Source organism: Pedobacter sp. D749 (assembly GCF_019317285.1).
GTDB lineage: Bacteria > Bacteroidota > Bacteroidia > Sphingobacteriales > Sphingobacteriaceae > Pedobacter.
This window is the reverse complement of record NZ_CP079218.1, coordinates 4,177,832-4,189,825: the sequence shown is the minus strand read 5'-3', so window position 1 is coordinate 4,189,825 and position 11,994 is coordinate 4,177,832. Positions and strand designations below refer to the sequence as shown.

The 11,994-nt window shown below is 36.2% G+C and carries 9 protein-coding genes; 3 read left to right on the top strand and 6 right to left on the bottom strand.

What is annotated here, in order from left to right; translation table 11 throughout:
• Positions 1-722 precede the first annotated feature (722 nt).
• Entirely contained in the window at positions 723-3,521 is a 2,799-nt protein-coding gene (locus tag KYH19_RS16925; RefSeq protein ID WP_219075951.1) for a lantibiotic dehydratase, read from the top strand.
• Here the strand turns inward: KYH19_RS16925 and KYH19_RS16920 are convergent.
• Positions 3,518-4,381 (bottom strand): sensor histidine kinase, encoded by an 864-nt coding sequence (locus tag KYH19_RS16920; protein WP_219075950.1) that lies wholly within the window; start codon positions 4,379-4,381, stop codon positions 3,518-3,520. The two genes, KYH19_RS16925 and KYH19_RS16920, sit on opposite strands and share 4 nt — an antisense overlap.
• A gap of 541 nt (positions 4,382-4,922) precedes the next feature.
• Complete coding sequence (locus KYH19_RS16915; RefSeq protein WP_219075949.1) at positions 4,923-5,669, bottom strand: LytTR family DNA-binding domain-containing protein; 747 nt, start codon at positions 5,667-5,669, stop codon at positions 4,923-4,925.
• Positions 5,670-6,037: 368 nt separating this feature from the next.
• On the opposite strand from KYH19_RS16915, the gene KYH19_RS16910 reads away from it, so the two are divergent.
• Both KYH19_RS16910 and KYH19_RS16905 read left to right on the top strand, forming a co-directional pair.
• Positions 6,038-6,412 (top strand): hypothetical protein, encoded by a 375-nt coding sequence (locus tag KYH19_RS16910; protein WP_219075948.1) that lies wholly within the window; start codon positions 6,038-6,040, stop codon positions 6,410-6,412.
• 21 nt (positions 6,413-6,433) lie between these two features.
• The gene (locus KYH19_RS16905; RefSeq protein WP_219075947.1) at positions 6,434-6,931 is read left to right on the top strand and encodes a type I restriction enzyme HsdR N-terminal domain-containing protein; all 498 of its coding nucleotides are present in this window, start codon (positions 6,434-6,436) and stop codon (positions 6,929-6,931) included.
• 143 nt (positions 6,932-7,074) lie between these two features.
• On the opposite strand, the gene htpG is transcribed toward KYH19_RS16905, so the two are convergent.
• From htpG to KYH19_RS16885, 4 genes are all read right to left on the bottom strand, one after another.
• Positions 7,075-8,961, bottom strand: coding sequence for a molecular chaperone HtpG (htpG, locus tag KYH19_RS16900; protein WP_219075946.1), 1,887 nt, complete (start codon positions 8,959-8,961; stop codon positions 7,075-7,077).
• A 701-nt stretch (positions 8,962-9,662) separates the two neighbouring features.
• On the bottom strand, positions 9,663-10,400 hold the full coding sequence (locus KYH19_RS16895; RefSeq protein ID WP_219075945.1) for a DUF4241 domain-containing protein: 738 nt from the start codon (positions 10,398-10,400) through the stop codon (positions 9,663-9,665).
• Positions 10,401-10,497: 97 nt separating this feature from the next.
• On the bottom strand, positions 10,498-10,890 hold the full coding sequence (locus KYH19_RS16890; protein ID WP_132403060.1) for a PleD family two-component system response regulator: 393 nt from the start codon (positions 10,888-10,890) through the stop codon (positions 10,498-10,500).
• 107 nt (positions 10,891-10,997) lie between these two features.
• Positions 10,998-11,861 carry an N-acetylglucosamine kinase gene (locus KYH19_RS16885; RefSeq protein WP_255562454.1) on the bottom strand — a complete coding sequence of 288 codons (864 nt, stop codon included), beginning with the start codon at positions 11,859-11,861 and terminating at the stop codon, positions 10,998-11,000.
• Between the last annotated feature and the right edge of the window lie 133 nt (positions 11,862-11,994).

Sequence of the window (11,994 nt, the reverse complement as noted above, 5' to 3'; positions counted from 1 at the left end):
TACTAACAGCTCTGCGATAAATGTCATTAAGTTAAAGGATAAAGCGCAAAAAGATGTCACCCTGAGCGTAGTCGAAGGGTATTTATTTGCGAATTATCAATCTTAAGAAGTCTTCGACTATGCTATCGTTGACGTTGTTTTGTAAGCTATTATTAATCAGTATTTTAATTGCTTTTGCATTTCCATCCAGCTAGGCCAGAGCACGGTATTCCCGTTCTACTTAAATCCGGCCTAACAAATTTTTCGGGCTGCACTTTTCTGGCCGAACAAGCGGCTTTAAAAGAAAAATTTTCAGCCGGCAGTTTTTGTTTCTTTTTGATGCCAAAAAGAAAGAGCCCTTCGGCGGCGGCGAGCCGAGGCAAGACTGAGCCGTAGGACAAGGGAAACGATTGTACGTCACTCATATTGATTTTTATACAATAAATTACACCTTAGACTAGCGACTACAGTACTTAACTTAATGACATTGCATGGCGAGCCATCTTCCTAAAAAGAAGATGGCTTTTTTTATCGGGCTGGTTGGGATTTGTAATCCCGACCTATTGTGCTGTGGATTTCAATCCACTAAAATGAAAGATCCTTGGTTAATGAAGGGGTGTAAATCCATACTAACCGCATAAAAAGTTTTCAGTTGGCAATTTGCAGTTAGATGTAAACTGAAAACTGTCAATTGATAACTTTTTAAATTAATCTTTGTAATTTTCACGCATCATTTAAATACAATGAAGCTGAATATCCAACCAACCGTAATTTTTAGAACACCTAAATTTTCATATCAATCCGAACTGGCAGATTGTTGGGAGGAATTAAAACTGGCCATTTCAATATCTTCCGCAGCCTTTTACGAAACCATAAAAGAAGTAAAGGCAAATGAACTCAAAGATCTTCCACCTAAGGTTTATTTTACCATCTGGAAATATTTTAACCGTGCGAAATTCAGAGCCACCCCTTATGGCACTTTTGCTAGTTTTAGTCTGTTAAGTAATGCCATTAAACCATCCGAAAGCAGAATAGTAGTTGAAGAAGCTTTAAAGGTCCGAGAACTGATTGATTGGCCTCACAAAAATAATATTCAATTGCCTTTGGCAGATCTGTTGCAAAAGAACTGCCTCATATTTAGTAACAGCAGTTATTATTTAACACCTAATAGTATCCGCTATATAGCATGTACTGATGGTGTTTTCGAACTGGCCGAGCTGGATCAGGACGATTTTGTAATACAAATATTAACGGCTTGCCTGAAGCCACTCAGGTTTAATGACCTGGCAAAACAATTAAATTTAAGTGATACTGAGGTAAAGGCACTGTTTGGGTTGCTGCAGGATATGCACGATTTACAGCTTGTCTTTACCAACTACGATCCCAATATTATCGGAGATGATTATTTTAAGCGATTAGGGCTTGCTAATACGGCTGAGTTACCAAAATACCTTATCGCGGAACGCATAGCTTTATCTGGTGTTATTAATGAACGTTCGCTTCAGGCCATTCCAGGTTTGATCAGTATGCTTCATAATATAATGCCTGCTAAAGATCGTGATGCCCTTAGCCAGTTCCAGGTTCGGTTTAAGAAAAAATTCGAAGATCGGGAGGTACCGCTTTTATTGGCGCTTGATCCTGAAATGGGTGTAGGATACGATGAGTTGGAGCAATCTGGGCAAAATAGCGGGTTTATCACGCGCTTTAACAATAAGCCACCCAAAAAAGTAGGGACGGAAAATATTAGAACGGCACTAAAACCCTACCTGACTAAACAAAAATTTGAGAAAGGCAAAACAGTTTATCTGAACAAACTTGTCTTGACACCGAATCAAAAAACAGCACCTTTACCGAATTCATTCAGTATGGTAATGTCTGTTCATGATGATTTGATTTTTATAGAACAGATCGGTGGAGTAACCTCAAATGCGCTAAATGGAAGGTTTACCATGGCATCCGGGGAGGTAGAGCAGTACGCTAAAGACATTGCATCCGCAGAACAACAAGCAAATCCCGGGGTGTTGTTTTTTGATGTGGCCTATATGGTAGAAGCCAATGTAGATAATGTAAACCGGCGGAAGTTAATCTACGGGCATCAATTGTCGATATTAAATTTTGATACCTCAACCGCGCCACTTGCTTTAAATGATATACAAATCTCAGTTCGGGGTACAGAGATTATCCTTCGCTCTAAGCAGTTAAATAAACGGCTGGTGCCAAGAATGGCTTCTGCCTACAACTACATCCGTTCAGATCTTTCTGTATTTAGGTTATTGTGCGATTTGCAACATCAAGGCTTGCAAACAAATCTTTCCTTTCCGCTCGATACCATTTACCCTGATTTGGATTATTACCCAAGGTTACAATATCAGAATATAGTTTTAAGCAGTAATAAATGGAAAATTAAAAAAGAAGTCCTGTTAGGGCCCGATCAAAAGTTGCTACCCATCGCAGAATGTAGATCATACCTAAACAATTTAGGCGTTAGCGAATATTTTAAAGCCGGTATGTCCGATCAAACTTTATGCTTTGCCCTGCAAAACGACGATGATATCAATGCTTTTCTACAATACGTACAAAAACAAGGCAGTACTTATATTGAAGAAATACTAATCCCTCAAAATAGTATCGTGGTTGATGAAGCAGCTAAGCCCTATCTGGCACAGTTTGTTCTGAGTATAAGTCATGATGAGCAAATTTATCGTGGCTTGGTAGAAATATCAGTAAATGCCGGGGTAACCCGATTTTTCCTGCCAGGTAAAGAATGGCTTTATTTTGAAATTTATTGCCATCAGCAACGTAGCGATCAGATTTTGACGGAAGTCATAGCACCATTCCTGACCACTCATTCAGATCAGGTAAAATCGTGGTTTTTTATCCGTTACAATGAAAACGGAAACCACATCCGGTTTAGGATTCAACTAAACAATCCTATAGATGGGCAGCTGTTAATATCAAGGCTTATGGATGATCTCGAATCGCTTTTAAACTCAGGTTTGGTGTCTGATGTACAGATTAAAACCTACAAGCGTGAGCTAGAACGTTATGGCAGTAATATGATTGAAGATGTTGAACGGCACTTCGCTGTAGATAGTGCATTTGTAGTATCGCTTTTAGAAACCCAGACAGATGATTTTAACAAATATAAATTGTGCAGCCTTTTGGTCGCAAAAATTATCGGAGCTAATCTTATAGATAAGGCCGCCATCAATAGGGTTGTGAGATTAATGTCTGATAACTTTAATGAAGAGCATCGGTTAGACGCAACCGATTTTAAACAATTAAATGTTCATTATCAGGAGTTTCGAAAAACAGAATGGACAGCGTTAACAGTAGAACAGGAGCAGGGCTTTAGTGTGTTTTCAGACTCTTTTATCAGGATTCTTACACAATGTGCGCCTGAAAATGTGTTAAAGTTGTTAACCGATTTAATACACATGCACGTAAACAGACTCTTTAACAAAGATCAGCGAACACATGAAATGGTGATATACTATTTTTTACTAAAAGATATTCAGCGTCAGAATGCAACAAAAATTTAGCGGTTTAACCTGGCCAACGGATTAACCACAGTCACATCTATTTCTGTAATGAAGCGGTTAAGTGGATCCTTATAATACCTGAATATATAATCATTACCATAAAAACTGCTCAGGCGCTTGCCAACATTGTCAATCCCTACATGATGGCTTTCTGTCTGTTTGCCTTTATTATCATTAATCATGTTTATGGTGCTGATATTCAGCTTGTCTCCTTCGTAAGTGATTTTAATGATCGCCTGTTGGGTAGAGTGTGAAATATTTCCGTGCTTAAATATATTTTCAACCAAAGTTAATAAGATAAGCGGAGGAAATCTTAATCCAAACATATCGCCCGTTACTTCAAGTTCCAGGTTGATGGTATTAGCCGTTCGCAGTTTATGGAGATTGATCAGGTGTTCAATCTGCTCAATTTCTTCACTCAGCGGAACCATCTCTGAAGCTTCAGGGCGTTTTAGGGCATAACGCATCATTTCTGACAGATTCATAATGGCATCTGCTGCCATGGGTGCCTTTTTGCGGGCATCGTTATAGATAAAGTTTAACGTGTTAAATAGAAAGTGTGGATTGATTTGACTGCGCAGATAATTGTTTTGCGATTGAACCAGATCGTTCTCTAATGCCTGTTTTTCTATTTGGGTAACCAGGTTCTGACGTTCCAGTGCTTCTACTTTCTTTTGGTCTTGAAATGATTTAATGATATAAACGTAGCCAGTAGAAAAACCTATAAATAATAATGCCCTATAAATACATGATAATATAAAATTTCGGCCAATAAAGTCCCAATTTTCACTTTCTATTATCCCAATTTTTCCAAATAACAATACAAGTACATAACTTATTAAAATATAAGCTATTAACATGGAAAATATTAGTATTGAAACCTTGATGAATTTGAAGGCTCGATTCTTTTTATTTAATACTTTTTTTAATAAAAATGAATGTGAATAAAAAACAGAAATATTAGTGATATATATAAGAAGATAGATACCAGGCGGTTTGAATTGTTTAGATGCATAACCCAAAATAAATACTTCATATATGATGTAAATACTCCAGATAAGCAGGTGAAGTTTATATTTTTTATATAATGTTTTGAGGGTTGAAAAAGTCATTTTTTCGCTTTAAATCTATTAAAATAGGGTTTTTATCTCCTAAAATTGGGGTTTTGTGTAAAAAAATGGTTGTGGTTAATTTTAGGCTGCATCTTTACAGAAATTAATTACAACAATAAATATTTATTAATATATAATATCATGAAAGCACAACACACTACTAAACTTGCAAAAAAAACTATTTTCGTTTATAAGAATGTTAAAGGTCAAAATAACTTTACTACTAACCCTACAGGTGACCAAAGCCACACAATAGTAATGACTAGCTGGATTGTGGACCTTTAGTAGTTTATTGATTTCGATTAGATTTTAACAAACTACTTTGTACATAACCGAAGAAAGCTTCTTTGTAACCTTCGCCAATTTGGATCATCTCATTATTTACCAAACGGATTATATTTCCATCTACTTTTTTGATTGCCGATTTAGCCACAATGTTCGATTTATTAACGCGGATAAAAGGATGGCTTTCTAAGGCCTTTTCAATTTCCTTAAGTGTAAGATAGGTCGTGTGGATTTCAGACTTAGTAATAATCTGTATATAGTTCTGGAGTGCTTTGATATAAAGTATTTCGTCAATAGCGATGTTGGAAAAAGCATATTTATGGTCGCCCTTGATGTAAAGGGCCGCAACCTGATCAGCTTCTTTCGTAGTAGTTTTACTACTGTTAGTGGATTCCTTTTTTAAAATCCTATCAATACCTAATGCAAATTTTGCAAAAGAAATAGGTTTTAATAAGTACTGATCTGATTGTACATCAAATGCTTGCAAAGCATAATCAGGATGAGCGGTTGTAAAAATTAAATATTTTGCTTTTTCTCTGATATTTTTGGCCAGTTCCAATCCGTTGATTCCCGGCATATCAATATCCATAAATAATAAATCAATTTCGTCCTCAATACTTATCTCAGTAAGTGCCTGGACAGGGCTGGTAAAAGTTTTAAAAACTGTTAAACCAGGCATTTCTGCAATGTGGTCAGTTAATACTTCAATTGCATGTTGCTCGTCGTCTATAACAACGCATTTTAGATTCATGAGTATAAATATGTGGGTTTATTTGATTTGAATGCAAGTTAAATAAAAATGAATTGAATTAACAATTGCACCCAAAAAAAACTCATATCCGGTTTTGTCTAAAAAAAACCAGGGTTTCGTGTAATATTCTACGGGGTTGATGTAAAAAAATTATCTGCACCCGTTCTTTTTATAATCTTTAAACTGTTTGCCAAAAACAAAATAATTAGCGGTGAAAACTACTAATTATGAAAACATCTGCCTGCCCAATCTTGTGTAGCCTGTAGATAATAAAATTAAAAACAGGCCATACAATACTGGGTTAGATTAAAGAAAAAAAGAAATACCAAAAAGCAAAGACATATTCCCTACATCTACCAAGCATCCACATGAAAAACAACGAATACGAGTATTTACTGAATAAAGTCTACTACAAGGGGGTTCTGAAAAATCAAGGAATCAATTCAGATATGTATCAGAGAATGCAAAATGAATATAGTAATCTTGATGGACAGAAGCCTGCTAAGGGCCAGTTAGATGGCGAATATGCGTTCAGGAAATCTTTTTTGGTTGTACGTAATTACGTACAACAAGCTATAAAAGACGGTATGAAAAGTTTTCAGTTTACGATGCAGGCAAATGACATCAACAAATTAACCTATATGGTTGATATGTTGAACAGAAACTTTTTTGACAAACAAAGTTTAGACCAAATTATTATCACTGCAAATTCGGTATTTAACCAATATAATTTAAAAAATTAACTACCTAAAATAGATAACAATATGGAATTGAAAGACGAAATCGGGCAGTTTGCCGTAAGAATTAAGAAAATGCTTCCACAAGTTCAATCTGAGGATTTAACACGGAATGCGTTAGTTATGCCTTTTATCCAAATCTTGGGATTTGACCCCTCTGAGGTTCAATCTGAAGCTGTTCTAGACTTCGGGGTTAAAAAAAGTAAAAAAGTTGATTATACTATTATGAAAGATGGTGAGCCTGCAATTCTCGTAGAATGTAAACACCACAACGATAATTTGGATATTCACGATTCACGCCTATCCAAATACTTCCGTAAAACAAAAGCAAAATATGGCTTACTAACGAATGGCTTGGTTTATCGCTTTTATACAGAGAAAATGGTGAGATCAAAGAAAAATCAAGAGCCATTGTTTGAGTTTAAAATAACGGATACCAAAGCAGCTATTATTGCTAAAATGATAGAAGATCATAAAGACTATTTCAATGTAGATCAGAAAACTAAAGTAGTAGCCAAAAGGTAACCACATTAATTTAATCTAAGAGTTCCCAAAAAATTCCATCTAAAAGTCCTGATCTGATCAGGACTTTTTTTTATGCGTTTTAGCAAAAGAAAAGGGAGAAACTGATTCAGTTTCTCCCTCTAAATAATGACAGGACTTCCTGATTAAATTAATTCTACACTTCTGCTTACAAAGGCGGTTAACTCTGCTCCGGTTAACATACCTTGAGCCAATAGCGCTAAATCTACTGCTTGTTTAGCCAAGGTGCTTTGTTCTGCTTCATCAGCATTTAAAATCTTGCTGATCAACTTGTGGTTTCCATTAATGGCAACCTTGTAATTGTCTGGCATCTGGCCATAGAAGCCCATTCCACCGCCCATAGCAGCCATATCTTTCATCCGGCGCATAAACTCATCCATAGTGATGGTTACGGGTAATTCTTCAGGATGTAAAGCCACAATTTCTACCTGCATCCCTGGTTTGGTTATGGCTTTTTCAAAAATAGCCGTTACTTCTTTTACCTGGTCTTCAGTTAAAACATGCTCGTTCTGCTCGTCTTTCTCAATTAATTTATCTGCAACGCTCGAATCAACACGTTTAATCGATGTTTTTTCTAATTTTTGCTCTAACTGATTAATAAAGTGATTGTCGATTGGCGAGTCCAGCACTAAAACATCATAATCTTTTTTATTGACTGACTGGATAAACGCATCTTGTTTCGCGGCATCATTGGTATATAAATACACTACTGTTCCGTTTTTATCAGTCTGCAAAGGAGATACCTTTTCTTTATATTCAGGAAGCGTGAAAAGTTCTTTTTTAGTATTTCCCACCAAAGCAAAATCTTTGGCTTTGTCGTAAAACTTCTCTTCGCTAATCATACCGTATTTTACAAAAAGACCAATGTCTTTCCATTTATCTTCATACGCTTTACGGTCTTTAGCAAACAACTCACCTAATTTATCGGCAACCTTTTTGGTAATATAGTTATTGATCTTTTTAACATTGCTATCGGCCTGCAAGAAACTACGCGATACATTTAAAGGAATATCTGGCGAGTCGATTACCCCATGCAATAACATTAAGAATTCAGGAACAATATCTTTTACTTCATCGGTAATAAATACCTGGCGCGAGTACAATTTGATTTTGTTACGTTGCATTTCAAAATCGTTTTTCAACTTAGGGAAATACAATACGCCTGTTAAATTAAAAGGATAATCAACATTTAAGTGGATCCAGAACAATGGTTCTTCACTAAATGGATATAATTCGCGGTAAAAGTTTAAATAATCCTCATCTGACAAATCTGCAGGAGCTTTTGTCCAGATCGGGTTAGTGGTATTGATAATATTATCAACTTCAACATCATTATATTTAGCTTTACCCTCTTCATCTACGCCATCTTCAACCGATTCTGTTTTAGTACCAAACTTAATTGGAACTGGTAAAAATTTAGCGTATTTATTAAGGATTTCCTGCAGTTTGCTTTCTTCTAAAAACTCTTCCGAATCTTTGTTTACATGGAGGATAATATCGGTACCGCGGGTAGTTTTAGTGCCTTCAGTAATTTCAAATTCTGTACTTCCATCACAAACCCAGCGTGCAGGCTCGGCGCCATCCTGGTATGATAAAGTTTGAATTTCCACTAAATCTGCAACCATAAAGGCCGAATAGAAACCTAAACCGAATTTACCGATGATTTCATTGGCATCTTTAGCATCTTTAAATTTCTCTACAAACTCACTTGCGCCAGAAAATGCAACCTGGTTAATGTACTTTTTAATCTCTTCGGCCGTCATTCCCAAACCATTATCACTAATGGTAATGGTTTTAGCATCCTTATCAACCGAAACTTGTACCAATGGTGTACCAACCTCGCCATTAAACTGGCCTAATGAACCTAGTCTTTTAATTTTCTGGACAGCATCTACTGCATTAGAAACCAACTCACGAAGAAAAATTTCGTTATCAGAGTATAAAAACTTCTTAATTATCGGGAAAATATTTTCGGTATGTATCGAAATATTTCCTTTTTCCTGTATGCTCATATGTAAATAAATTGTTTAAATCTATATCGAGCATAACAAGGGTTGTTCCAAAAGAATTTGTTTGCCAAAATGACAGTAGGAAGGTGCGATGGGAAATGTAAGATGGAAAACGTAAGATGGAGAAAGAATGGATGTAGAGGAATGATTATTTTTTTGGTAAAGATTCAAAAGCGATCGTCATTTCGAGCGCAGTGCAACGCAGCCGAGAAATCTAATCCTTGGTCCTGTGTCCTCACAGACCGCTACAAATATCATTATTTACTCTTGCCACTCTTTTTATTTCATAGTTTTATAATCATTTGGAAAGCAAAGCCGGTATTTCAATCAATATTAGCCCCGCTGTACCTTCTGCCCCGATGAAAATCGGGGGCATTAGTGCCATCGGGTTTAGATCCGTTAGTGCTGTGCCAGTAGGAGGGGTTTCCATTCATAGCGCCTATTCCATAGTCTTTATTTCCACTATGTTGTTAAGTTAATCACAGTCGTTGTCAGTCTGAGCGGAGTCGAAGACCTTTTCTTCTGTAGTCGATTCCGAGGTCTGTGTCCTCACAGACCAATGTACTTAAGTTAAAAAGATAAGGGTTTTTAACCGCAGATACACACAGATTTCATATCTGTGTGTATCCTTCCTATCTGTGGTTAAATCATTTTTGGCTTAACTTAATAATATTGCCGCACAGATCATCATTAGTAATCGTAATTTACTCTTCCTCACCATAAGCCAATTCAATATCAATAAACTGGATAATTAGCGAGCACACCTTATCTTCAACATCAAAACCATAATAAACAGGGTAGGTGCCATCACCAAAGCCACTCTGGAAAAATGGGATGTGATAATCTGTTTCTGGGATTTTCCAGTTGATCCAGTCGCCGGCTTCGCGTTGATAAATAGGATTTTCGGCGTAGTTAGCGGCAAAAAGTATCGCGAAATGATCATCGTATAGATTTTTACCTGGATTTTCGTTGTGAAATTTATCCTGAAAAGCACAGAAATGTTTTAGTGTTTCTTTATCTAAAACACATCCTAAACCCGCATCCACATTAAACCCGAAAAATTCGCCTTCATTAAAATCAACAAGGTCTTCCGTTCCGATTAATGCTTCTTCAAACCTGATGGCATCATGAGCGGTAAACTGCACCTTAACCGCGGCATAACGGGCACAATCATCATCATCAGGCACCACTACAGCGGCAGTAACGGGGAATTCGCCCGTTGGTACTTTGATCAGATAAGGCTCGGCATCTTTTTGAATATAAACCAATGGATCGCGTACCAAAATCTCTCCTGTTGGAATGGATACGCTACCAAGTTCAAGATGATCGATTTTTTTTCCTCCTACAGTTGTTTCTTCGAAATAATCGTTAAGGTTGTTTGGGCAAGCCAGCAGGTTACGCTTTTCATTCCAGGTCTTTAACCATTCTTCACTTGGTTTCATGATATGCAGTTTTTTGTTTTAAGATAGATACAAGATAAAATAAAAAAGCCAGGAAGATTAAAGTCTTTCTGGCTAATATTTTGGATCCGAATGGAAATTAATTTAAATGAAAACTTGGTTTATCTTCTTCCAATGATAGGATTTTACTAATCTTTTTAAGCAACACATCCATTTGGAATGGTTTTGATAAGAAATCGTCCTGACCGTAGTTTAAGGTTGTAAAATCTTTTTGATCGTATAAGCCAGAAATAAGTAAAATTGGAATTTTAGAAGTGCTTTCAATGGATTTTAATTGTTCGCATAATACACGCCCATCAATATGCCCGAGGGAAATATCAAGTAAGATTAAATCTGGATTGAATTTTTCAATTCTGTTAAAAATCTCTTCACCATCATTCAGTGCTGATACTTTAAACCCTCCGATTTCCAGTATTAATTGTATGGTTTCTAAAACCTCAATATCGTCATCTACTACCAGTATTCTCTTCATATGTGTGTGCAATTATATGCTGTTAAAAGTATAACAAAAGTTTTCGTGGATATGTTTACAATCTTAAACATATTTTAACAATTTATTATGGCAAAGTATATTTTGGTTTAGCTGGCCTGCTGTATGATGCCCTCTTTATGTAAAATGAAATTAAACAGTTCATCTATCGGTTTTTGTAAAATTTTACCTGGCTCGATACCATTTTCTACCAATACCGAAATAAGCGCATCCTGATAATAATAGGCAATAGAGCCTACAAAGTGGCAAGGTACATTTTTGTGTTTGGGATAGTCTTTAACATTCGTATCTACAAACTCCTGAAATCCGCTTCTTAAAATGTCCTGAATAAATGGATGGTCCTTATGATCAGCCATGAAGCGGCTAAAGCCTGCCAGATAGATATTAGGGAAAGGTTTTTGATATACATTCGTAATAATTTGCTCTTTTTCTGCAGGGAAAGACTTTTTAAATTCTGCAGCTAACGTTAATGGCATTTTATCGTACAAATAACTTAAAAGCACTTTTTTTCCAAAAAAAGTACCAGAACCTTCATCGCCAAGAACATAGCCCAGGCCATGGTGTCCATCATGGATTTTTTTTCCATCGAAATAACAGATATTCGATCCCGTACCTAAAATACAGTTTAAACCTTCGGCATTTCCGCAGGTAGCATATACCGAACCCAGAAGATCGTGGTCTACCGAAATAAAAGCATTACCAAAAACGGCTGACAGACCATTTGAGACTACTTCATGTTTGTCGGGAGAAGAACAACCGGCTCCAAAAAAGTAGATTTCTTTTACCTCATCGGCATATTGTAATAAAGATTCATTTTTAGAAATCAGCTTGGTTATTTCTTGCTCACTTAAGAAATAAGGGTTTATTCCAGGAGTGCTAAATTTAATGGTTTCGCCATTGTGATAGCCCATCCAATCGGTTTTTGATGAGCCACTATCTGCAACAAGTATCATGGCACTAAATATAAAAATTAATTATAGAAATTTTATACTTGAAATAATTTCGTTACTTCTGTTAAACCACTTTATTTAGGTGAATAAATAACCAGTCAGTAGTAAAAAATGATCAATCAATTACCAATGAACC